The sequence below is a fragment of the Janthinobacterium sp. BHSEK genome (assembly GCF_056174685.1).
The window spans coordinates 1-22,761 of record NZ_JBWBYV010000094.1 but is presented as its reverse complement, the minus strand read 5'-3'; the positions used below and the strand labels follow the sequence as shown (position 1 = coordinate 22,761).

The window sequence follows — 22,761 nt, the reverse complement described above, 5'->3', positions numbered from 1 at the left end:
TCCACGAGCATGAGGTCTTGCGATCCCCCACTTTCATCCGTAGATCGTATGCGGTATTAGCGTAACTTTCGCTACGTTATCCCCCACTCCAGGGTACGTTCCGATATATTACTCACCCGTTCGCCACTCGCCACCAGAGCAAGCTCCGTGCTGCCGTTCGACTTGCATGTGTAAGGCATGCCGCCAGCGTTCAATCTGAGCCAGGATCAAACTCTTCAGTTTAATCTCTGTTACTTTGCCGTTTTACCGGCATGGTCGAACTATTTAACTAGTTCAAACCCCTCGCATTGCGAGGTGTTTGCTCACTCAAAAAACTGACAGGCCACTACTTTCGTAGCGCCTATTTCATTATTTCTTGTGAACATTTGATATTTTAAGTTAGACGCCAATCCGAAGATCGACGCTGCACTTACATCAAATGCCCACACTTATCGACTGTTAATTGTTAAAGAACGGTACTCGGTACTGCTTATTTACTACTCTCGCGCTATCGACAAAGCGTTGTGTTTGTCAGCTGCGAAGAAGGAAGAGTATGAAGCATTTCACTACATCCGTCAACTCCTTCTTTTCTCTCGTCTTACTCGGCATTTGCATGCGTCGTTCAGCGAGGGGGCGAATTATAGCCCTGCCCCGCGCGGCCCGCAAGCGCTATTTTGCCGCGCCGTGAAACGGCCCTGGCACCGCACTTGCTTATACAGCCCTATGCACTGTCCACTGATGAGAGCAACTCTGGGCCTGGCAGCAACACTGGGGACAGCCCGGCTCGCTTTGCTTTGCTCCCATTTGTGACAGGTGCTACATTATGGAACACTCTCGATATTCAAAAGAGCGCCGCAGTACAGGGCCCAACGGAGGCAACGAGATCATGTATCAACCGTCAGCTACTTACCGTAGCGCACCGTTTTCGTCCATCGCGGACGCGAACACTTTGCCGGCAGGACAGGACAACGTCCCCGTCATCATCGAAACGTCCCATCAGCGTTCCGTCGCTTTTGGCCTGTCGCCCACGGCCACGCCCGACTTTACGCCAGCCGGCAAATCCGACCTGTCCTTGCTGATAGAGCAAAACCGCATGCTGCACACGCATGCGCTGCCGGCCATGGAAACGCTGTACCAGCAAATCGTCAACACCCACAATATGGTGATACTGACGGATGCCAATGGCGTGATCGTGCATTCGCTGGGCGACGATGATTTCCTGGAGAAAGCCAACCGCGTCGCCTTGCAGCCGGGCGTGGCATGGTCGGAACAAAGCCGCGGCACGAATGCCATCGGCACGGCCATCACGGAAAAAGTACCGACGTTGGTCCATGCGGACCAGCACTACCTGGCTGCCAATCATTTCCTGACATGCTCCGCGGCACCGATCACCGACCATCGGGGCAATGTCATCGGCGTACTGGACGTGTCCAGCGACCAGCGCAGTTTTCACAAGCATACGATGGCCCTCGTGCGCATGTCGGCACTGATGATCGAAAATCAGCTCTTTTCCGCCACCTTTGAAGACGCCATCACCGTGCACTTCCACGCGCGCCCCGAATTCATCGGCACCTTGATGGAAGGCATCGCCTCGTTCACGCCGGGTGGGCGGTTCTTATCGGCCAACAAGAATGGCTTGTTCCAGCTGGGCCTGTCATTTGCCGCGTTGCAATCTCACACCTTCAGTTCCCTGTTCGGCTTGCCCGTTTCCGCCCTGTACGAACATTACCGCACGGCCTCGCCCGGTTTGCTGAATCTGTGCATGCACAGCGGCGTTCGCGTGTACGGGCGCGCGCAATTGCGCCTGTCGAATAGCGTCTTCCAGCACGGCTTTACCACCAGCACCGATCACAGCGATATCAACGCGGTGCCGGCCCAGGTTCCCGCTCCGGCCAGCCATGCGGCCAATGCGGCGCGCCGCCTGTCCGGCCTGCGCTACCTGCGTACGGGCGATCCGCAACTGGAACTGGTGATCGAAAAGGTCAACAAGGTATTGGGGCGCGATATTCCCATCCTCGTCATGGGAGAGACAGGCACCGGCAAGGAATTGCTGGCGCAAGCCATCCACAACGACTCGCCACGGGCCATGGGACCATTTATTGCCGTCAATTGCGCGTCGATCCCGGAAACCCTGATCGAATCGGAACTGTTCGGCTATGAAGACGGAGCATTCACGGGCGCACGCAAGAAAGGGGCCATCGGCAAGATCCTGCAAGCCAATGGCGGCACCCTGTTTCTCGACGAAATCGGCGACATGCCCTTCGGCTTGCAGGCGCGGCTGTTGCGCGTGCTGCAGGAACGCATGGTCACGCCGCTGGGCAGCAGCAAATCGATCACGGTGAATGTGGAACTCATTTGCGCCACGAATCACAACTTGCGCGAACGCATGGCCAAGGGACTGTTCCGCGAAGACTTGTATTACCGCCTCAACGGCCTGGTGGTGAAACTGCCGCCCCTGCGCGAGCGCACGGACCTCGACACGGTCGTGAAAAAGATCCTCGCGACGGAAGCGCCCGACACGCGCTACACGGTGGCGCCGGACATCCTGCGTCTGTTCCACCAGCATAAGTGGCCAGGCAACTTCCGCCAGTTGACGAACCTGTTGCGCACGGCCATCGTCATGGCCGGCGACGAGCATGAAATCTGTTTGCGCCACATGCCCGATGATTTCCTCGACGATATTGAGATGACGCAAGCGACTGCCGCCAGCGCCAGCACGGACCGCATGATCGCGGCCGGCGCCAATCTGGAAGAGATGGAACAAAGCGTGATCCTCAAGTCGCTGGACGCCCACGGCGGCAACGTCTCGGCCACGGCGCGGGCCCTGGGCGTGTCGCGCAACACGATCTATCGCAAGGTGCCGCACCTGAAATAGCCTAGAGTAGACGGGGAAAGCCGGGCGACATCTGGCGCCGGCCCTGCTTGTCAATGGTCATCAGATCGACGCCCTGCATGTGCGCGGCCATCGCATGCGCGCGTGCGGCCCCCGTCACCATGAAGGTTGTCGACAAGCCATCGGCCAGCAAACCCGTGGGTGCCAGCACGGTCACGCTGGCCAGTTCACGCGGCGAATCGCCCTTCGCAGGATCGAAGATATGGTGATGCACGAAGTCGGACGTGAACGTGCATTCGTAATCGCCCGACGTGGCCACGCTGCGCCCCTCCACTTTCAAGGTGGCCGCCAGGATTTCCGCGTCACGCGGGTCCTGGATGCCCAGGGTCCACGGGCGACGCACGGCACGCTGCCCGCGCGCGATGAACTCTCCCGTGTCGAGCAGCGCGTGCCGCACGCCGCGCGCCTGCACGGCCGCCAGCGCCATGTCGGCCGCGTAGCCTTGCGCCAGGCCATTCAAGGTCAGCGCCATGCCGGGCTGAAGAAAACGCACTTCGCGGCGATCCCACGCCAGTTGCCGCCAGCCTACCCGCGTCTGCGCCGCGTGGCGCAATGCTTCCGCCGGTAAACTTGCCTCGTCTGCCGCCGACCGAAACAGCCGCCATAACGGTTGCACGGTGATATCAAACGCCCCGTCGCTCCATTGCGACAAGGCTTGCGCCTGCGCCAGCACTGTCAGCAGATGGGCATTCGGCCGGGCCAGGCGGCCGTCACGGTTCAACTGAAAGACTTGGCTGGCAGGACTGTAAATACTCATCAGGCGGTCGACATTCCCGGCCGCATGCAAGGCGTCTTCAATGGCCAGCTCGGCCTGGCGCTGATCGTGATGCAACACGGTGACGGCGATTGTCGTGCCAAACGCCAGGGCGGCACCTTGATAAGGGCGCACGCCGGAGGCCGTGGCCGTGCCGCGCGCCATGCTGCCAGGCATGATCATGCCCGCGAAGCCGGTCACGCTGCCAATGGCAGCGGAAATAAAGGTTCTACGCTGCATTGCTGCTCTCCTTTGCCGTGGACCGGACAATGGGAATGGTGCGGGCACGCTTGATTTCCAGCATCAAAGGTGCGCATTTTTCATCGCTGGCATAGATCACCACGCAATCCATGCATTGAAAACACTCGCCGTAATCGACTTTTCCGCTCAGCGCGATGGCGTGGTGCTCGCAACGATGGCGGCAAGTCTGGCACGGCGTGCCGCATTCCTTGCGGCGGGGAATCCAGTTGAACAGGCGAAAGCGCCCCAGCAGCGCCAGCGCCGCGCCAAACGGGCACAGGTAGCGGCAAAAGAATTTATAGGAAATACTACTGAGCAACAGCAAGCCCACGGCATATGCGACGAAGGGCCAGGCGCGCACGAAGTTCAGGGTAATGGCCGTCTTGAACGGTTCCAGCTCCACCAGCTTGTCCGTGATCTGGCTGGAAAACATGCTGCTGCCGAGTATGGCCGCCAGCAAGCCATACTTGATCCACTTCAAGCGACCGTCCAGACGCGGCTTGATCTTCCACTGCGGCAAGCGCAGCCACTGCCCCAGCTTGCCAGTGAATTCCTGCAGGGCGCCAAACGGACACAGCCAGCCGCAAAACGTGCCACGCCCCCAGATGAACAAAGTAAGCAATACGAACGCCCACAGGATCACCGTCATCGGGTCGAACAGGAAAAAACCCAGGCTGCGCCCCGCCAGCAGTGCCTGGATGACGCCCGTGATATTGACGATCGATAACTGCCCCTGGGCGTAATAACCGATGAAGGCGATGGTAAACAACAGGAACAGACGGCGGAACCGCACGAATTGCCGGCCATTACGCACCAGGCGTTTCTGCCAGGCCAAGGCGCCGGCCAGCAGCGCCAGCCCGGCCAGCAAGATCAACAGTTCAGCCTTGCGCCCCTTCCACGTACCGCGCCAGCCGGCATCGTCGCCTTGCGGCGCCGTATAGAACCCGGCCGGCAGGCGGTAGCTGAAATCCACGTTGCGCGCGATACGTTCGGGATACACGATACCCTTGCTGCGCGTAATCGGCATGGTGAACGCCAGCGGGCTGGCGGCATCGAGCCCCGCCTGGCTGATGACGCGCAATACGGCGATATTGTCCGTCGGCAACGGTCCCGCCTCCGACAAGCTCAATTCCAGGTCCAGGTCGCGCATGTCGATGGGCAAGCCATCCTGCTTGAGCAACAGCCTGTCCGGCACGGTGCCGCGCACGAAATCGTCGCCCAGCACGCTGTAGCGCCCGCGCGACATGACGAGGATGGCGTGGTCGCCCTCGTCCAGCCGGTTGCGCAGCTTGTTCCAGCTGCGTTCCGTCAACAGGTTGCGTCCCACCGTGGGCACGGAAACATAGGCCAGGTACAGGTCGATGAACACGCCGTCCGGCTCGCGCTGCGCCTCGGCATCGAGTCCAGCACCATTGCTGCCTGCAAACAGGGTTTCGATGTCCTTGTTGCTCAGGCGCACATGCTGGATCAAGCCTTGCGCCAGCATCTGCGCCACGCTGAGTTTCTCGAATACCTCCATGCGGATGCGGGCGATCTGGTCCGGGTCGCGGCCTTGCGCGAATCCGAGCTTCTTGCGCGACACTTTCAAGGCGGACGCCAGCACGCTCTGGTTGATGATGCGCACGGAGGCCGTCGCCTTCGACACGCCGTCGATATCGGCGTGCGTGGCATCGGCTGCACGTTTCTTCCTGGCATCGATGGCGATATTTTGCTTGAGCGACAAGCCCTGGTACTGTTTGACGAACTGAAACAATGGCGCTTCACCTAGGCCATCGAGAAACACGGGTTCGTGCTGCGACAGCACGGCCACGTCCAGAAAACTGCCCTGCGGATTGATGGCGATCAACAGGTTGACGGGAACGCCGGAAAAGCCGGGAATCGGCGCCAGGTCCACCGACTCAAACACATAACCGACCAGCTCAGTGGCCGTGGCGTTTTGCTTGAACAGGGGCCAGACGGGCAGCTCGGCTTCCTTCTCGCCGACGACGAGTGGCGCGGGGAAGCGCCGCGCCAGTTCGGCCTTGGTGAGCACGCCGGCCCACGCCTGTCCCAGGATAAACAGGAATAGCAAGCATCCGATGAACAACCGCAGTATCCGCATGCACTGTGCTCCGTGCGGCGCCGCAGCTTCCGGCGCCGCATACATTGGTTAGAAGAAAATGATGCCGCCCAGGGACACGCCATTCATCTTCGCTTCGCCGCCCGTAAAGCCTTTCGAGCGCGTCTGGCCCAGCTCGCCTACCAGGGTGATCGCGCTGTTGAGCGAGTAGTACGCACCGAGGGTCAGGTTGGCGTTCGACTTCAAACCGCCCGTGCCGGCCGTGTTGTCGTCGTTCTTGCTGATGCCGTAGGACAAGCCCAGCTTCAGCTTGTCCGTCGTTTTATACGTGCCTTGCAGCAGCCAGTTCTTTGACTTGGTATCGCCCTGGTCCGCATCGGAGAGAATGCCCAATCCCTTGCCGCCCTGGAAGTTAAACAGCACGCCGGCCGCTCCCATCTGGTAGGAGCCGCCTACTTCCACACCGCGCATGGTCAGGTCATCGACGCCCGGTGTTTTCGAGGTGAATTTTTGCGACTTCACGCCCAGCCAGGCTTTCAATCCTTCCTGTACATACGTCAGTTGCGCCTGCACTTGCGGACTGGACTTCGAGGAATAGGTCGAGCCTGCCACGATGGGCGTGTCCGACACGGGGCTGACCAGCGCCACGTCGGCACCAAAGCCGCCCGACTTCGGTGTGCTGTACATGATCTGGCCATAGTTGCCCAGATAGGTATAGCCGGCGCCGATATGGCCCAGGGTCACGCGGCCCCGCTGCGTGGCCTGTACGGGCGCGCCCGAGCCCAGCAAGGTCATGTCGGACAAAATCGCATTCGCGCCGAAGATGCCGTAGTCGCGGCCCAGCTTGAAAGTGCCCATCTGCTCATTGCCAAACGTAAAAAAGGCCTGGCGCACATCGACCACGCTGTTCTGGCTGATGGCACTGTCCGTGGCCGTCGAGTTGTAGATGCCGATCAAGGCTTTCACGTCGTACTCGCCCAGGCGCGAGCTTGCCGAGGTGATCAAGCCATTCGGCAGCAAGCCGTTGCCGATCGTCGTGCGGTCCTTTTCTCCGCCGCAACCGAGCGCCTGGCCACCCAGCGCCAGCCCGCCCACCGCATCGCCCGAACACGACACTTGCGTGTAATAGGCGTTGACGATGCCGCCCACCGACACGGTCCAGTCGCCGGCCTTGATATCGACGGCGTGCGCCTGCCCCACCGCTGCGATTGTCATGACACCCAGGCTCCCCAGCTTGATCCATGTGTTCATTGCTTCTCCTCTTTCTTCTCTGTTTTTAGTGTGCACACCAGTGATTGATGTACCTCAAGCTTTGGCAATAAGCGTGCCCAGCACGGCTCAGAGGGAGAATGAGAAAAAGCGTATTTCACTTGTGCAGCAGCGGATCAATCGCCACTGCCAGTGTTCATTTTTTGACCGCAAGCAGGCTGATCGGCGTACAGGTAAACAAAAAACTGACGGCCTGGGCCGTCAGCAAAAAGAAAACGCCCGGCGGACAGGGAGACGCCCATCCGAGTGGCCCGGGCGCTTCGCCCCGTTACTTCGACGCCAGCTTGAAGACCCACACGGAACCGCCTTGTTCCAGGAAGTTGACCTTCTTCGCCACTTCGCCGCCCCACAGCGGCACGGCGCCGCCCCAGCCGGAAACGACGGCCACGTATTGCGTGTCGCCATCCTGCCAGGTGACGGGCGGCGCCACGACGCCGGAACCCGTCTGGAATTTCCACAGTTCCTTGCCCGTCTTCGCGTCAACGGCTTTCAGGAAGCCTTCCGGCGTGCCGTAGAACACCAGGTTGCCGGCCGTACTCATCACCCCGCCCCACAGCGGCGCATTGTTCTTGATTTCCCAGACGATCTTGCCCGTCTTCGGATCGACGGCGCGCATGGCGCCGATGTAGTCGTCAAACAGAGGCTTGATGGTGAAACCGGCACCGAGGAAGGCGCCGCCCTTCTTGTAACTGATCGGCTCGTTCCAGATATCCATGCCCCATTCATTCGCCGGCACGTAGAACAGCTTGGTTTGCGGCGAGTAGGCCATCGGCATCTGGTTTTTTGCCCCGAGGAAAGCGGGCGCGGCAAACACGGTCGTGCCCTTCTTGCCTTCTTCTCCCTTGGTCGGGTCGCCAGGGCGGCCGGCGGGAATGAAGTTCGGCCGGCCCGTCTTCAGGTCGATGCTGCTGGCCCAGGTGATTTTCTTGACGAACGGAAAGGCGTTCTGCAGCTTGCCATTGGCCGCATCGATGACGTAGAAGAAACCGTTGCGGTCGGCCTTGCCGCCGTAGCGCTTGCCATCCATGTCGAAGGTGACGAACTCGTTGGCGCCGTCGAAATCCCAGGCGTCATTCGGCGTGTTCTGATACGCCCACTTGATCTGCCCCGTTTTCACGTCGAGCGCCACGGTGGACGACGAATACAGATTGTCGCCGGGACGCAAGTGGCTGTTCCATGGCGCCGGGTTGCCGGTGCCAAAGTAAGCGAGCTTGGTCTGCGGATCGTAAGTGCCGCCCATCCACGTCGAGGCGCCGCCCGTTTTCCACAGGTCGCCCGGCCAGGTCTTGTTCACGGTGCCGGACACACCGTTATCGATGGCCTTGCCATCCTTGTCGTAACGGTGGCCCATATGGCCTTCCACCGTGGGACGGCTCCACACGAGGTCGCCCGTCATCGGATTGCGCGCCTCGACCCGGCCGACGATGCCGAATTCCCCGCCCGACACGCCCGTCAGCAGCAAGCCTTCGGCGATCAGCGGCGCCGCCGTCATCGAGTAGCCGGCCGCATAGTCGTCGACCTTTTCCTTCCAGACGATCTTGCCCGTGTTCTGGTCCAGCGCCACCAGGTAGGCGTCCAGCGTGCCGAAGATCACCAGGTTGCCGTACAGGGCGGCGCCGCGGTTGACCACGTCGCAGCAGGGCATAATGCCGTCCGGCAAGCGATGCTCATATTTCCACAGCTTGGCGCCCGTTTTCAGGTCAACGGCAAAGATGCGCGAATACGATGCCGTGACGAACATCTTGCCGTTATGAATCAAGGGCTGCGATTCCTGGCCCCGCTGCTTTTCGCCGCCAAACGAGAACGACCAGGCCGGCACCAGCTTGGCCACGGTCTTGTCATTGATTTGCGTCAACGGCGAATAGCGCTGGCCCTGCGTGCCCATGCCGAACGACAGCACGCTGGACGGATTCTTCGCCGTGCTGTCGAGCATGGCGGTGGTGACATTGCCCACATCGGCCGCCTGGGCCAGCGACGCCAAGCCCAAACCGATGAGTATCCCCATTATTTTTTTCTGCACAATCATCTCCCTCTGTTTTATTAGTATGTGTGTCAAGTCTTGCGGTGCTCATGCGGCTGGGCATGCAACAGCGCACACTCTTCATCGGTGAACAGGCGTGAGCGCGTCAAGAAGCGCTTGCCCGTGCCGTTGTCGAGTGAAAACATGCCGCCATTGCCATCGACCACATCGATAATCAGCTGGGTATGCTCCCAGTACTCGAATTGCTCGAGTCCCATGTAGAACGGTGTGCCATTCAAATTGCCGAGATAAATGTCGGTGTCGCTGACATCGAACTCGCCCAGCGCATAGCACATGGGCGCACTGCCGTCGCAGCAGCCGCCGGACTGGAAAAACATCAGCGGGCCGTGACGCTGGCGCAACTTGTCCATCATTTCCAGCGCCGCATCGGTGGCGACCACCCTGGCAATTGCTGCACTCATGGCATCCCTTTCTGCGCGCCGCGCCTGGTTGAACAGGCGCGGCGCCTGTTGCCGGTTTAGAAGAAGCCCAGCGCTTTCGGGCTATAGCTCACCAGCAAGTTCTTCGTTTGCTGGTAGTGGCCGAGCATCATCTTGTGGTTTTCGCGGCCGATGCCCGATTGCTTGTAGCCGCCGAATGCGGCGTGGGCCGGATACAGGTGGTAGCAATTGGTCCACACGCGGCCCGCCTGGATGGCGCGGCCCATGCGGAAGGCGCGCGAACCGTCACGCGTCCACAGGCCGGCGCCCAGGCCGTACAAGGTGTCGTTGGCAATCGCCAGCGCGTCGGCCTCGTCCTTGAAGGTCGTCACGGAGACGACCGGTCCGAAAATTTCTTCCTGGAAGATGCGCATCTTGTTGTTGCCCTTGAACACGGTCGGACGCACGTAGTAGCCGCCTTCCAGGTCGCCCGCCTGCGTGTTGCGCTCGCCGCCGGCCAGCACTTCGGCGCCTTCCTGGCGGCCGATGTCGAGGTAGGACAGGATTTTTTCCAGCTGCTCCTGCGACGCCTGGGCGCCGATCATGGTGGAAGCATCGAGCGGGTTGCCCTGCTTGATCGCGGCCACGCGCTTCAGGGCCCGTTCGATGAATTTCTCGTAGATCGATTCCTGGATCAGCACGCGCGATGGGCAGGTGCACACCTCGCCTTGATTCAGCGCAAACATGGCAAAACCTTCCAGGCACTTGTCGAAATAATCATCATCGGCATCCATCACATCTGCAAAGAAGATGTTCGGCGATTTGCCGCCCAGCTCCAGGGTGACGGGAATCAGGTTTTGCGCGGCGTAGCCCATGATCAGGCGGCCCGTGCCCGTTTCGCCCGTGAAGGCGATCTTGGCGATGCGCTTGCTCGACGCCAGCGGCTTGCCCGCTTCCAGGCCGAAACCGTTGATGATGTTCAATACGCCGGGCGGCAGCAGGTCGCCGATCAGCTCGATCAACACCATGATGGAAGCAGGGGTTTGCTCGGCCGGTTTCAGGACGACGCAATTGCCGGCGGCCAGCGCTGGCGCCAGTTTCCACACGGCCATCAGGATCGGGAAATTCCATGGAATGATCTGGCCCACGACGCCCAGCGGCTCATGGTAGTGATAGGCATAGGTTTCCGCGTCGATTTGCGCGACGGAACCTTCCTGCGCGCGGATGCAGCCGGCGAAGTAGCGGAAATGGTCGATGGCCAGCGGAATGTCGGCATTCATCGTTTCACGGATCGGCTTGCCGTTGTCGATGGTTTCCGCCGTGGCGATCAGGCTCAGGTTCTGTTCGATGCGGTCGGCGATGCGGTTCAGGATATTGGCGCGCTCGGCAGGCGAAGTCTTGCCCCAGGCATCCTTGGCGGCATGGGCGGCATCCAGCGCCAGCTCGACGTCTTCCGTCGTGGAACGGGCGATTTCGCAAAACGGCAAGCCGGTGATCGGCGTAATGTTGGGAAAGTATTCACCTTTTACTGGTGCAACGAATTTGCCGCCGATGTAATTGTCATAGCGTTGTTTGAAGGGATTGGCTACGCCCAGTTTGCTGATGTCTGCGAGATTCATGTCGTCCTCTATCGGGTTAATTAGAATGGAGTTACTTAATTAAAATCAAACGTCCTGGTACAGATGGGGTGAGTACACGCAGTCTTCCGCAAATGCCGTGCCAGCTCGCCATCCCCCTACCCAACTTAGCGGGTTTTACCTCTGTTGCAAGGACCTGGTGGCGATATCGGCGGGTTCAATTGCTGCCGTAGCGCGCCATCGCCGCTGCACAATGGAACAGGTGTACCAGACTGGAACACCTGTTCCTGTACCGCTACCGAATCACCACGCCCCATGGCAATTCGCCGACGGCGATATCGGCCACCTTGCGCGCGCTGGCCGTATCGATGACGGAAATGCTGTTCGAGCGGCCATTGGCCACGTACAGCTTGGCCCCGTCGGGCGTGATGGCCATGTTCCACGGGCGCTTGCCAACGGGAATGGTGGCCGTCACCTGCTTGCTGGCCGTATCGATCACCATCACCGTGCCGTCCGTGCCGTTCGAGACATACACTTGCCTGCCGCCGGGATGGACGACGATGCCGTTGGCATTCTTGCCTGCTGGAATGGTGGCAATCGCCTGGCGCGCCGCCATGTCGATCACATATACGGCATTGACCAGTTCGCACGCCACGTAGGCGCGGCCCGAGTCCGGACTGAAACCGATGCCGCGCGGACGCAAGCCCACGGCGATGGACGCCACCTGGCGGCGTTGCGCCACATCGATGACATCGACTTGCTCGGCCTCTTCCGCACTGACCAGCAGCCAGCGCCCATCGGGGCTGAACACGGCATGCTCCGGGTTGCGTCCCTGCACCTTGATGTCGACGAGCAAGGTACCTGTATGGCCATCGAGCAAGGCCACGCTATTGTTTTCCTCGACGGCCACGGCCACGTAATGACCGTCATGCGAGGCGCTGACGCCTTCGGGCGACTTGCCCAGCGTCACCGTGCGCACGGGCGCGCCGGTCACGTTATCGATCAGCAGCAAGGCGCTGCTGGCGGCGTCCGTGACAAACAATTGCCGTCCGGTGGGATCGGCGGCGATGCCGCGCGGACGCTTGCCCGCCGCGATCTGGCGCACCACCTGGTCGGTCGCCGTGTCGATCACGCTCACGGTGCCCGACTTTTCATTGGGGACATAGGCAAAAGGAGCGGCCTGGAGGGCCGTGCTGAAGAGCGCAGGCAGCAGCCAGCACATCTGGCGCAAGCGCGGGAAGAAGTTGGGCATAATCACCTTTTCAATGGCAAAACACAGGAAAAGCGCGCGGTAGCGGCGCATCTGATAATTGCTGCATGCAAACGCCGTGCCACTGACACGCGTATAATTTCCGCCCACCAATGGAGACATGGCAGGCATATTGCTTGATACAACTAGGCAGACCTGTGCCGCGCACGCGCTCAAGCAGGCTTTTATTCACATTGGAGAATCCGCATGCAGCATCGTTTCCGCCTGAACACCATCGCCAGCCTGTTTGTCGCCGGCAGCGCCACCCTCGCCCCCCACGTCTTTGCAGCCGAGCCTGCTGGCTTGGCCGCCGGGCAACTCATGGAGACGGTGGTCATCAGCGGCAGCCGCATCGCCCATCCCAGCCAGGAAGTGCCGGCCTCGATCGACGTCGTCGACAGCGCCCGCATCCAGGAGGGCCAGATCCGCGTCAACGCCTCGGAAGCGCTGGCCGCCGTGCCTGGCCTGGTCGTGCAAAACCGCCAGAACTACGCGCAAGACTTGCAGATCTCGTCGCGCGGCTTCGGCGCCCGCTCGGCCTTCGGCGTGCGCGGCGTCAAGCTGATCAGCGATGGCATTCCCGCCAGCATGCCCGACGGGCAAGGCCAGGCCGCCACCTTCAACCTCGATACGGCCGAGCGCATCGAAGTGCTGCGCGGGCCGTTTTCCGCCATCTACGGCAACCACTCTGGCGGCGTGATCCAGCTGTTTTCCAAGGATGGGCAAAATCCCCCCTCCGTCGAACTGAACGTGACGGGCGGCAGCTACGGCACCAGCAAGGTGGACCTGTCGGCGCAAGGCCAGGCAGGCGGTATCGGTTACGTGCTCGACGGCTCGCGTTTCCGCACGGATGGCTTCCGCGACCACAGCGCCGCCACGCGCGAACAGGCGTTCGGCAAGATCACCGTCAAGCCCACTACGGACAGCAAACTGACCATCGTCGCCAACAGCCTGCACCAAGGCAATACGCAAGATCCGCTGGGCGCCACCTGGGCCACGTTTGCGCGCGATCCGCGCGCCGGCGAAATCGATGCGACGGACACGCAAAACCCGAAGCGCACCCTGGCCGAACGCTACAACACGCGCAAAAGCATCGACCACCAGCAAATCGGCGCCACCTATGAACAGTCGTTCGGCGATGACCGCCTGCACGTGACGGCCTACGGCGGCAACCGCGACGTGATCCAGTACCAGGCATTCACCAAGGGTTTCCAGGCGCCCGCCAGCCATTCGGGCGGCGTGGTCGACTTCCAGCGCCAGTTCTATGGCATCGACACCAATTGGCTGCACGTCAGCCAGTTGGCCGGCGGCAAGCTGAGCACCACCATCGGCATCGACTATGGCCGCTCCAGCGATGACCGCACCGGTTATGAAAATTACATCGGCAACACGTTTGGCGTGAAGGGCAAGCTGCGCCGCGACGAGCAGGATGTCGTCTCCAGCCTCGATCCGTATATCCAGGCGGAATGGCAGAGCGGGCCATGGATGCTGAGCGCAGGTTTGCGCTACAGCAAGATGAAAGTGTCGGTCAACGACCATTTCCTCGGCAATGGCGACGACAGCGGCAGCCTGGAATTCAGCCACACGACGCCGGTGCTGGGCCTGCTGTATAAACTGACGCCCAACGTCAACGTGTATGCCAGCGCCGCGCGCGGTTTCGAAGCACCCACCCTGAACGAACTGTTTTACTCGGGCACGGGCGGCGGCTTCAATTACCAGCTGAAACCGGCCACCAGCACCAACCTGGAAGCGGGTATCAAGGCCAGGATCAATCACAACACGCATGTGAACGCGGCCGTGTTCCAGATCAAGACCGACGACGAACTGGTGGTCGACAGTTCCAGCGGCGGGCGCACCAGCTACCGCAATGCGGGCAAGACCTTGCGCCAGGGCATGGAAGTGTCGCTCGACTCCAGCTTGCCATATGGTTTCACGACAAAAGTGGCGCTGACCAGCCTGCACGCCGTGTATGACCAGGCGTTTGGCAGCGTACGCGAAGGCAGCCGCTTGCCTGGCGTCCCCAGCGCCAACCTGTTTGCGGAACTGGCCTGGAAAGATACGCTGGACCGTTTCGGCGCGGCAGTGGAAAGCGTGGCCAGCAACCAGGTCTACGCGGAAGACAGCAACAGCGAAAAACCGGCGCCCGGCTACACGGTGTTCAATGCGCGCTTCAACGCCAAACAAAACGTAGGGAATTGGCGCTTCAAAGAGTTTGCCCGCCTGAACAATCTTTTCGACAAGACCTACGTGGGTTCCGTCATCGTCGGCGACAGCAACAAGCGCTACTATGAAGCGGCGCCGGGCCGTAACTGGTTGTTGGGTGTGAGCGCCCAATACTCCTTTTAAGAACACCTGAGAAAAAGTCCATGGCGGCGTTGCATTGCCTTGTCGTACTATTCGTACTGCCTGCGGCAATGCGCCTTGCCCTGAACATTTTTCAGGCGTTCTCATGAAAAAGCCCGCGCCTCTTCCGAAGCGCGGGCTTTTACCATTCAGCATAGTCTGCTACGGCCGCGCTTCCTTCACGCCATACTTCTCAAAGATGGCTTTCAATTCGCCGCTGGCCGCCATCTCGTTCATGGCCGCCTGCAGTAACTTGGCTACATCGAGCTGTTGCTTGCTGACGGCCAGGCCCACGGCCCAGCCGGCACGCGGCAAGCGGGCGAACGCCACTTCGCTCAAGGGGAAAGCGGGATCGCTTTTGAGCACCGACTCGATTTCCGAGCGATTCGCCAGCACGGCGTCGAGCTTGCCTGCTTGCAATTGCTGCAAGGCTTCGGCGGCCGTATCGAAGATGCGCACATCGTCGCGATACTTGCCATTGTCCTCGCCCAGCATCAGCATGGCGGCGATCGAGACCTTTTCCACGCCGATACGCTTGCCAGCCAGCGAGGCGACGCCATCGAATTGCGGCACGGCATGCGCGCTGCGCGCCAGGCGCACGGTTTCCACGTAGTACGGCGCGAAGATCTCGACCTTGTCGTTATCCGCCATCAATTTCTTGTCGACCGGCACGTGCAGCATCACGTCGGCGGGGCCATAACCGAGGTAATGCCCCTTCCACACCATATTGCGCAAATCATCGTTGAGGTTTTCGCCGGCGGGAAATGGCAGCAAGCTCAGTTTCAAGCCCAGCTTTTTCGCCAGCGCTTCGGCAATGTCGATATCGATGCCCGTGCCCTTGTCGGAAAACGGCGCGAACTCGTTGTACACCGCCACTTTCAGGCTGCCCGACTGCTGCACTTTCTGCCAGTCGGCGCGCGCCGGCGCGGCGGCGCACAGCGCCAGGCAGGCGAGCGACAGCATTGCGCGCGTGCCCCGGAGTTGAAATGAACGCATGGGACTCCTTCGTGATCAATTCGGCTTAATTGGACTCGCGGCGGGTTTCCAGATAGGTCTTGATGGCCCACATGGCTTCCTGGTTGAACACGCCTTCGAACGGCGGCATGTACACGGCGCCATTGCGCACTTTACCGTGGCGGATGGTGGTGAGATAGTAATTGTCCGTTTCCTTATAGCAAGCCTGTTTCTTTGTCTCATTCTTGATACTGAAGCAATCGCGGTCCAGCTGGCGCAAGTCCGGCGCGATACCGCCCGAGATGGCTTCGATGCCGTGGCAGCGCGCGCAATTCTGGTTATAGGCCGACGTGCCCACTGTCAGGGCCAGCTTGTTGCCCCGATACGGGTTTTGCTCGAGCCACTTGTCGCCCACCTTGGGCAAGCCCGTGGTGTCGACGCCTTGCGGCGTGACATTGCCATGCGCATAGGCATGCGGCAAGGTCAGCAGGGAAGTGAGGGCAACGGCGCCGGCGGCGGCCACGCCGAGCAGGGTGCGGATGGAATAGGTCATGCTGGTCTCCTTGGTTTTTTTAGTGAATATCCAAAGAAGAGCAAATGCCATGCCATGCTTGCGTGCCCCACATCTGGCTGCCCATGTATCAATTTGGAACAGCTGCAACAGGTATTTGTGTCACCGCGTACGTCAGGCGGCGGCCACCGTGCAGATGCTGGCCCGCTCCTGCTGCTCGAAAGTAATACGCACGGGTAAAAATCTGGCAATCACTTCCGCATTCGTCAGCGCATGCTGCGACACCTTGTTGCAGCTGAAAGTACCTCCACCGGCCAGCGCCATCGGCAGCAAGAGCTGGTCGGCCAGGTGCTCGCCCACGGCCGCGTCCGTCTTGAGATAGGCGCGCACCTCGTTCAACAGGCGCTTGGCCACGGATTCGGCCAGCAAGGATTTTTCGCCGAACGACGTAAATACTTCCGTGACGTGCTCATGTTCCAATGTCAGCAACAGGACGTTGCCCGGTCCCTGCTCCGCCGGCAAGCCGACGAGGCGCAACTGCTTGCCGCTCCACCCCATGCCGTCGGCGATACGTTCGAGCTCGCGCTGCGCCACGTTCACATGCACGCCCGCCACCACGCTTTCCGCATACCCGGCCTTCCGCTCGCCGCGCTGCAGCAGTGAAATGGGCCGCAAGCGCTGGCATGGTTGCACGGTGGCCATCACCTCGCCGCCGCCCGCGGGATGAAATCCATAGCGTTGCAGGGCGATATCGACATCGGCGCCCATCTGCGCCAGGATGCGGCCATACGCGCGCTGCAGGAAATGCACGGGCGGTGCCATGGCATTGTGCGTGCCGCCGCTGATGCGCACGGTGGACGGCCCATCCGCATGCAGCAGGGCTGGCAACAGGGTTTGCAGTACCAGGGTGCAACTGCCGGCACTGCCGATGGCAAAGCGGTAATCGCCGCCGCGTATGGGGCCAGGCACGAATTCCAGGCTGGCTGCGCGCAGCGCCACCGGCGTCGTGCGCGCCCCGCAAATGGCGGCCGCCGCCTGCACGGCCAGCAAATGCTGGCGCAGCAAGCCGGGCTTGTCCCGTCCCGCGCGAATGTTAATCAGCCGGAACGGCTGTCCCGTAATCATCGACAGGCTCAGCGCCGAGCGCAAAATCTGTCCGCCGCCTTCACCTTGCGCTCCATCAATTTCTATCATCTCTACTTTCTCTCTGTTAACCTTTGACGCAAACGACCTGCTTCAGGATATGCACGACGTCGACCAGCTCGCGCTGCGCCAGCATCACCGCATCGATATCCTTGTAGGCCATCGGAATTTCATCGATCACGTTCTCATCCTTGCGGCATTCCACGCCTTGCGTGGCGCGGATCTGGTCGGCCAGGTTGAAGCGCCGCTTCGCTTCCGTGCGGCTCATCGTGCGTCCCGCACCGTGGCTGCAGCTATGGAAACTGTCCGCATTACCCTTGCCGCGCACGATAAAACTCTTCGCGCCCATGGAACCAGGAATGATCCCCAGTTCGCCGGCGCGGGCCGAGACGGCGCCCTTGCGCGTGACCAGCACGTCCTTGCCGAAGTGGTGCTCCTTCTGCACATAGTTATGGTGGCAGTTGACGGCTTCCACGTGCGTCTGGAACGGTTTATGGATGACGGTGCGCACGGCCGTGATCAGGTTTTGCATCATCACTTCGCGGTTGTTGCGCGCGAAACGCTGGGCCCAGCCCACCGCTTCCACGTAATCGTCGTAATGCTGCGTGCCTTCGGCCAGATACGCCAGGTCCTGGTCGGGCAGGTTAATAAAATGGGTACGCATATCCTGCTTGGCCAGTTCGATGAAATGCGTACCGATGGCATTACCCACGCCGCGCGAACCGGAATGCAGCATGAACCATACAGAGCCCTGTTCATCGAGGCACACTTCGACGAAGTGATTACCGCTACCCAAAGTTCCCAGGTGACGATAATTGTTCGTGTTTTTCAGCTTGGGCGTTTTCAGGCAGATGGCGTCGAATTCATCCTTCAGCTGCAGCCAAGCGGCGTCGACCACCGAGGGCGGCGTATGCCAGGAACCTTCGTCGCGGCCGCGGTGACCGCGCGTCTTCGGCGACATCCCGTGCGGAATGGCGCGCTCGATGGCGCTGCGCAGCGGCCCCAGGTTATCAGGCAGATCATTCGCCGTCAGCGTGGTTTTCGCCGCCATCATGCCGCAACCGATATCCACGCCCACGGCCGCCGGAATCACCGCGCCCAGGGTAGGGATCACGCTGCCGATGGTCGACCCTTTACCCAGGTGGACATCGGGCATGACGGCGATGTGCTTGTAGATGAACGGCAGGGTCGCCGTGTTGCGCAATTGTTTTTTGGCCGCTTCTTCGACAGGCACGCCACGCGTCCACATCTTCACTGGACGGCTGCCTTCGGTATGCAGAACTTCGTATTCTTCGTTTTTCATCGCTATGCTCTTCTTCTATTGTATAGGGGGTGATGACAAGGATTGGTGAAACATTGCCGACGCATCGGCTCTGGATGTAGTTCCACCGGCATTCATCAGTACGACAATCCGACAAGGGGGGACAGGATTTTCTGCCAGGCGCACTGCGGCTGGCAGGCCGGTTTGACGCGGCTGATCGATGTAATCCTGTCGGCATTCGGGGTACTGCGGCGCATGACAAGCTTGGACAGGACGTCTCTCATGTAGTCTTGTCCGCATTCATGCGCTTTACTTCAACAACTTGGTGCCGCGATATCGATGGCGGCGATTTCTCCCACCCAGTGGACCGGGTCCAGCTGTCCCGCGGCAAAGGCGGCGATGATCCTGAATACGTCGTCGGAAAAACCGCCGATATTCAGGATATCCTCGCGCTCCATCGCCTGGGTCGTGGCGTGCGGCGAAATATCGATGCATACCAGCTTTGCCTGCGGATTACGCTGCTTGAAGACATTCCACTGTCCCATCGTCGCCGTGGCGCCGCTGCGCTTCGCGTCGATCCACGATTCATTATCGGACACATAGATCACCAGGTCGGCCAGCTCCTTCCTGCCATTCATGCGCAGCAGGGGCGCGCTGCAATTGGTGCCGCCACCGCCGATGGCCGCCAGCCTGGCCGCATTCGCCATCACGCTGTCATCGGCGCCAAGTGCGCACTGCACCACGTTGTGCTCGAACGGCAGCACCACGGCGTCCGGATTCTTGCGCAGCATGGCTGCCGCCACCAGGGCAGCCACGTCGATGCAGCGCACGTTCGAGGTGGCGCTGCCGCGAAAACCGCTGACGGGCGAGGCCATCGAGCCGGAAACGTCGGGACACACCACCACCTTGCCGGCAATCCGCGGCACGTTCGCCAGCGATATTTCCAGCGCCTGTTCCAGCGCATCGCGCACGACGGCCGGCACATTCTCGCCGGCCGCCATGTACGCCGACATCAGCTGGTAGGGAAACACGCGCGAGCTGGCGATCGCCTCGGGATCGCGCAGCTTGGCGGCGATCAGTTCCGGCATACCGGCTAAGTCGTACACGCCATGGCGGGCAAAGGTATTCAGATTCATGCGCACCATCTGCCAGCCGCCCTGGCGCGCGATCTGCGCCCAGCTTTCCGCGTTCAGGGGCAACGCCGTCAGCATCTGGAACGGCACTGCCGGTATCGACAGCACAGGATCGGCCTTGTATGCCTCGAACGCGGCCAGTGCCGGCGGCAAGGCATCGCGTTGGTATTCCTTGCCGATCAGCCAGGCAAAGAATGCCTCCCGCCACGCTGCCTGCGGTTTCGGGTGCACCATCTTCACCACGTCGGCCAGCGATGGCGCGTTACCCACGGCGGCGGCCAGCAAGGCCTGCTCGGATGCGCCGTTCAACCAGGCTTGCACCAGCTTTTTCGGACGCGATCCCAGCGACTTGCGGCCCACGGCGCCCGAACGCATGATCTGCACGAAGTTGCGCAGCATCCTGCCGTTGTTAATCACGCGCTGGAAGGCCTGCGTCAATTCTGCAGCGCCCTGCCCCGCCAGCACGGCCACCAGCAAGGCCGGCATGTCTTTCATATAGCCCCGCTCGCGGCAGTACACGGCCGTTTGCGCGATGAAGGCTGGTTCGACGGCCTTGCACAGTTCCAGTACCATCGCCAGCTGCGCTTCGGCGCTGGCATAGAACGTCGTGTTCAGGCAGCCGGTGGCCGCGTATTGCGCCAGCTGATGCCGGGGCGTCAGCGCATAGGCCGGCGCGCCTTCGGCATTGCGTGCCAGTGCCGATGGCAAGGCCGCGGTCTGTTGTGCGCTCTGGAATAAGTGGGCGTTGGCCATTTTTCGTTCCTCTCTGCTCTCTACGTTTATCTCGTTGGTATCTCCTCTATTGCAAACGCCGTGCCAGCTTTCAATATTTCCTCAAACATTTCCATAAACCATTGATTTCATTAAATAATATTTTCACGTAAGCTGTGCGTTGAAAATATCCCTGCCACGGTGATTTGGAATACAATTATCTTTTAAGATAAATGTTTATCCCAACTATGCAAGCAAAACGTACCGTCGTCATCGGTTTTCTCGGCACACAGCTCGACAATGGCAGAGGAGCGGCGCGCTGGGAAAAGTGGCGCCCCAGCGTCGCCCTGACCCAGCACGAAGACAAGATCATCGACCGCTTTGAGCTGCTGTACGCCGGCGAGCAGTTTGCCAGCCTGGTGCGCCAGGTATCGCAGGACATCGCCAGCGTCTCGCCTGAAACAAGGCTGGTCGCCCATGAACTACCCATCAGCGATGCCTGGGATTTTGAGGACGTGTACGGCGCGCTCTACGATTTTGCCAACAGCTACGCCTTCGATCCGGACAAGGAGGAGTACTGGATCCACATCACCACTGGTAGCCACGTGGCGCAAATCTGCATGTTCCTGATGACGGAAGCCCGCTATTTCCCGGGCCGCCTCGTGCAGACGTCGCCGCCAAAACGGCAGGCCGCCGGCAATCCGGGCAACTACACGCTGATCGACCTCGATCTGTCGCGCTACGACCAGATCGCCCAGCGCTTTACGCGCGAACAGGCCGAGGGCGTGGCCTTCCTGAAGTCCGGCATCGCCACGCGCAATGCCAGGTTCAACAGCATGATCGAGGAAATCGAACGCGTCGCCATCAAGTCGCGCGCACCCATGCTGCTGATGGGACCTACCGGTGCCGGCAAGTCCTTTCTTGCGCGCCGCATCTATGAACTGAAAAAATCGCGTCACCAGATCGACGGAAAATTCATCGACCTCAATTGCGCCACCCTGCATGGCGATGGCGCAGCCTCTACCTTGTTCGGCCATATCAAGGGGGCATTCACGGGCGCCGGCGCGGATCGGCCAGGCTTGCTGCGCAGCGCGAACAAGGGCTTGCTGTTTCTCGATGAAATCGGCGAACTGGGACTCGATGAACAGGCGATGTTGCTGAAAGCCATCGAAGAAAAGCGCTTCTTTCCTGTTGGTGCGGATACGGAGGTGAAAAGCGACTTCCAGCTGATCGCCGGCACCAACCGCGACCTGGGAAAAGAAGTGGCCGCCGGCCGCTTCCGCGAAGACCTGTATGCACGCATCAACCTGTGGACGTACGAATTACCGGGTCTGGCGCAGCGGCCGGAAGACATCGAACCGAACCTCGACTACCTGCTGGCGCAGTACGGTGCGGAGACAGGCGAAAGAGTGCGCTTCAACAAGGAGGCACGCGAGCGCTTCTTGCGCTTCGCCAGCTCGCCATCGGCCCGCTGGAGTGGCAATTTCCGCGATTTGTCCGCTGCTGTCACCCGCCTGGCCACCTTGTCGGAGGCAGGCCGCATCACGGACAAAGTCGTCGACGATGAAGTCGCACGCCTGAAGCGCCTGTGGCAGCATTCTGATGGTCCGTCGACAGACAACGTGGATCTAGCAGACATCATGGGAGCGGAAGCGGTCGCGCAACTCGACCTGTTCGATGCGCTGCAGCTGCAGGCCGTGATCAAAGTCTGCCGGCAGTCGAACAATATGTCCGATGCGGGCCGCAAGCTGTATGCCGTATCGCGTGATGCGAAAGCCAAGCCGAATGATGCCGACAGGCTGAAAAAATATCTGACGAAATTTGGCGTGAACTGGGAAGACGTGAGCAGATAGAACCTGCAGCACGCATCCGGGTAAGTTGGCGATGACACCTTGGCGTTGGCGCTATCGAGGGTCTGACCGTCCGTCGGCGCAGGTCGGCGTAGGTCGGCTTAGCGCAGCGTAAGCCGACAAGCACCGACACAAAACCACCAGACGAAAAAAAACCCCACCGGAGTCCGGCGGGGTTTTTCTCTACTGCGAATAACAAGCCTGACGATAACCTACTTTCACACTGGTTGCAGCACTATCATCGGCGCAAAGTTGTTTCACGGTCCTGTTCGGGATGGGAAGGGGTGGGACCAACTTGCTATGGTCATCAGGCATAACTTGTACTGACGGTTGCTCCCGATTGGGCAGCAGCGTCATGAATCTGGAAGAAGCAAAGATTTTGGGTAATGAATTGGTGTATCAACACACACGCAACGTTGTACCGTCTTATCCTCT

15 protein-coding genes and 2 rRNA genes are annotated in these 22,761 nt (G+C 60.5%); 3 read left to right on the top strand and 14 right to left on the bottom strand.

Features of this window, described 5'->3' with window-relative positions; translation table 11 throughout:
• Window positions 1-222, bottom strand: a 16S ribosomal RNA gene (locus AC0V2Y_RS25815); the annotation flags it as partial.
• A 643-nt stretch (window positions 223-865) separates the two neighbouring features.
• Here AC0V2Y_RS25815 and AC0V2Y_RS25810 point away from each other — a divergent pair.
• Window positions 866-2,854, top strand: coding sequence for a sigma-54-dependent Fis family transcriptional regulator (locus AC0V2Y_RS25810; RefSeq protein ID WP_475415094.1), 1,989 nt, complete (start codon window positions 866-868; stop codon window positions 2,852-2,854).
• Between the two features lies 1 nt (window position 2,855).
• On the opposite strand, the gene AC0V2Y_RS25805 is transcribed toward AC0V2Y_RS25810, so the two are convergent.
• The 7 genes from AC0V2Y_RS25805 to AC0V2Y_RS25775 form a co-directional block, all read right to left on the bottom strand.
• The gene (locus AC0V2Y_RS25805; protein ID WP_475415095.1) at window positions 2,856-3,866 is read right to left on the bottom strand and encodes an FAD:protein FMN transferase; all 1,011 of its coding nucleotides are present in this window, start codon (window positions 3,864-3,866) and stop codon (window positions 2,856-2,858) included.
• Window positions 3,856-5,937, bottom strand: a complete 2,082-nt coding sequence (locus AC0V2Y_RS25800; RefSeq protein ID WP_475415096.1) for a 4Fe-4S binding protein — start codon at window positions 5,935-5,937, stop codon at window positions 3,856-3,858. The genes AC0V2Y_RS25805 and AC0V2Y_RS25800 overlap by 11 nt, the downstream gene beginning before the upstream one ends.
• A gap of 78 nt (window positions 5,938-6,015) precedes the next feature.
• Window positions 6,016-7,176 carry a porin gene (locus AC0V2Y_RS25795; RefSeq protein WP_475415097.1) on the bottom strand — a complete coding sequence of 387 codons (1,161 nt, stop codon included), beginning with the start codon at window positions 7,174-7,176 and terminating at the stop codon, window positions 6,016-6,018.
• 286 nt (window positions 7,177-7,462) lie between these two features.
• A complete protein-coding gene (locus tag AC0V2Y_RS25790) occupies window positions 7,463-9,199 on the bottom strand; it encodes a PQQ-dependent methanol/ethanol family dehydrogenase (protein ID WP_475415098.1) in 1,737 nt (578 codons plus the stop codon).
• A gap of 47 nt (window positions 9,200-9,246) precedes the next feature.
• Complete coding sequence (locus AC0V2Y_RS25785) at window positions 9,247-9,636, bottom strand: DUF779 domain-containing protein (RefSeq protein WP_034756816.1); 390 nt, start codon at window positions 9,634-9,636, stop codon at window positions 9,247-9,249.
• 56 nt (window positions 9,637-9,692) lie between these two features.
• Complete coding sequence (gene adh, locus AC0V2Y_RS25780) at window positions 9,693-11,213, bottom strand: aldehyde dehydrogenase (RefSeq protein WP_475415099.1); 1,521 nt, start codon at window positions 11,211-11,213, stop codon at window positions 9,693-9,695.
• 253 nt (window positions 11,214-11,466) lie between these two features.
• A complete protein-coding gene (locus AC0V2Y_RS25775; RefSeq protein WP_475415100.1) occupies window positions 11,467-12,423 on the bottom strand; it encodes a beta-propeller fold lactonase family protein in 957 nt (318 codons plus the stop codon).
• Between the two features lie 204 nt (window positions 12,424-12,627).
• Here AC0V2Y_RS25775 and AC0V2Y_RS25770 point away from each other — a divergent pair, with 204 nt between their 5' ends.
• Window positions 12,628-14,766 carry a TonB-dependent receptor family protein gene (locus AC0V2Y_RS25770; protein ID WP_475415101.1) on the top strand — a complete coding sequence of 713 codons (2,139 nt, stop codon included), beginning with the start codon at window positions 12,628-12,630 and terminating at the stop codon, window positions 14,764-14,766.
• 159 nt (window positions 14,767-14,925) lie between these two features.
• Here the strand turns inward: AC0V2Y_RS25770 and AC0V2Y_RS25765 are convergent, their stop codons facing one another.
• The 5 genes from AC0V2Y_RS25765 to AC0V2Y_RS25745 form a co-directional block, all read right to left on the bottom strand.
• The gene (locus AC0V2Y_RS25765) at window positions 14,926-15,759 is read right to left on the bottom strand and encodes a substrate-binding periplasmic protein (protein WP_475415102.1); all 834 of its coding nucleotides are present in this window, start codon (window positions 15,757-15,759) and stop codon (window positions 14,926-14,928) included.
• Between the two features lie 25 nt (window positions 15,760-15,784).
• The gene (gene pedF, locus AC0V2Y_RS25760; RefSeq protein WP_128140523.1) at window positions 15,785-16,270 is read right to left on the bottom strand and encodes a cytochrome c-550 PedF; all 486 of its coding nucleotides are present in this window, start codon (window positions 16,268-16,270) and stop codon (window positions 15,785-15,787) included.
• Between the two features lie 132 nt (window positions 16,271-16,402).
• On the bottom strand, window positions 16,403-17,422 hold the full coding sequence (rtcA, locus tag AC0V2Y_RS25755; protein ID WP_475415103.1) for an RNA 3'-terminal phosphate cyclase: 1,020 nt from the start codon (window positions 17,420-17,422) through the stop codon (window positions 16,403-16,405).
• A 16-nt stretch (window positions 17,423-17,438) separates the two neighbouring features.
• The gene (locus AC0V2Y_RS25750; protein WP_475415104.1) at window positions 17,439-18,674 is read right to left on the bottom strand and encodes an RtcB family protein; all 1,236 of its coding nucleotides are present in this window, start codon (window positions 18,672-18,674) and stop codon (window positions 17,439-17,441) included.
• Between the two features lie 272 nt (window positions 18,675-18,946).
• Entirely contained in the window at window positions 18,947-20,518 is a 1,572-nt protein-coding gene (locus AC0V2Y_RS25745) for an RNA-binding protein (RefSeq protein ID WP_475415105.1), read from the bottom strand.
• A gap of 206 nt (window positions 20,519-20,724) precedes the next feature.
• Here AC0V2Y_RS25745 and rtcR point away from each other — a divergent pair, with 206 nt between their 5' ends.
• Complete coding sequence (rtcR, locus tag AC0V2Y_RS25740) at window positions 20,725-22,329, top strand: RNA repair transcriptional activator RtcR (RefSeq protein ID WP_475415106.1); 1,605 nt, start codon at window positions 20,725-20,727, stop codon at window positions 22,327-22,329.
• Window positions 22,330-22,525: 196 nt separating this feature from the next.
• On the opposite strand, the gene rrf is transcribed toward rtcR, so the two are convergent.
• Window positions 22,526-22,638 (bottom strand): 5S ribosomal RNA (rrf, locus tag AC0V2Y_RS25735).
• Window positions 22,639-22,761: the final 123 nt, after the last annotated feature.

Bases quoted from the DNA above. Each gene is read 5' to 3' on its own strand.
- rtcR (WP_475415106.1), top strand. From the start codon at position 20,725: ATGCAAGCAAAACGTACCGTCGTCATCGGTTTTCTCGGCACACAGCTC.
- AC0V2Y_RS25750 (WP_475415104.1), bottom strand. From the start codon at position 18,674: ATGAAAAACGAAGAATACGAAGTTCTGCATACCGAAGGCAGCCGTCCA.
- AC0V2Y_RS25795 (WP_475415097.1), bottom strand. From the start codon at position 7,176: ATGAACACATGGATCAAGCTGGGGAGCCTGGGTGTCATGACAATCGCA.
- AC0V2Y_RS25770 (WP_475415101.1), top strand. From the start codon at position 12,628: ATGCAGCATCGTTTCCGCCTGAACACCATCGCCAGCCTGTTTGTCGCC.
- AC0V2Y_RS25775 (WP_475415100.1), bottom strand. From the start codon at position 12,423: ATGCCCAACTTCTTCCCGCGCTTGCGCCAGATGTGCTGGCTGCTGCCT.
- AC0V2Y_RS25790 (WP_475415098.1), bottom strand. From the start codon at position 9,199: ATGGGGATACTCATCGGTTTGGGCTTGGCGTCGCTGGCCCAGGCGGCC.
- AC0V2Y_RS25785 (WP_034756816.1), bottom strand. From the start codon at position 9,636: ATGAGTGCAGCAATTGCCAGGGTGGTCGCCACCGATGCGGCGCTGGAA.
- adh (WP_475415099.1), bottom strand. From the start codon at position 11,213: ATGAATCTCGCAGACATCAGCAAACTGGGCGTAGCCAATCCCTTCAAA.
- AC0V2Y_RS25745 (WP_475415105.1), bottom strand. From the start codon at position 20,518: ATGGCCAACGCCCACTTATTCCAGAGCGCACAACAGACCGCGGCCTTG.
- AC0V2Y_RS25810 (WP_475415094.1), top strand. From the start codon at position 866: ATGTATCAACCGTCAGCTACTTACCGTAGCGCACCGTTTTCGTCCATC.
- pedF (WP_128140523.1), bottom strand. From the start codon at position 16,270: ATGACCTATTCCATCCGCACCCTGCTCGGCGTGGCCGCCGCCGGCGCC.
- rtcA (WP_475415103.1), bottom strand. From the start codon at position 17,422: ATGATAGAAATTGATGGAGCGCAAGGTGAAGGCGGCGGACAGATTTTG.
- AC0V2Y_RS25805 (WP_475415095.1), bottom strand. From the start codon at position 3,866: ATGCAGCGTAGAACCTTTATTTCCGCTGCCATTGGCAGCGTGACCGGC.
- AC0V2Y_RS25765 (WP_475415102.1), bottom strand. From the start codon at position 15,759: ATGCGTTCATTTCAACTCCGGGGCACGCGCGCAATGCTGTCGCTCGCC.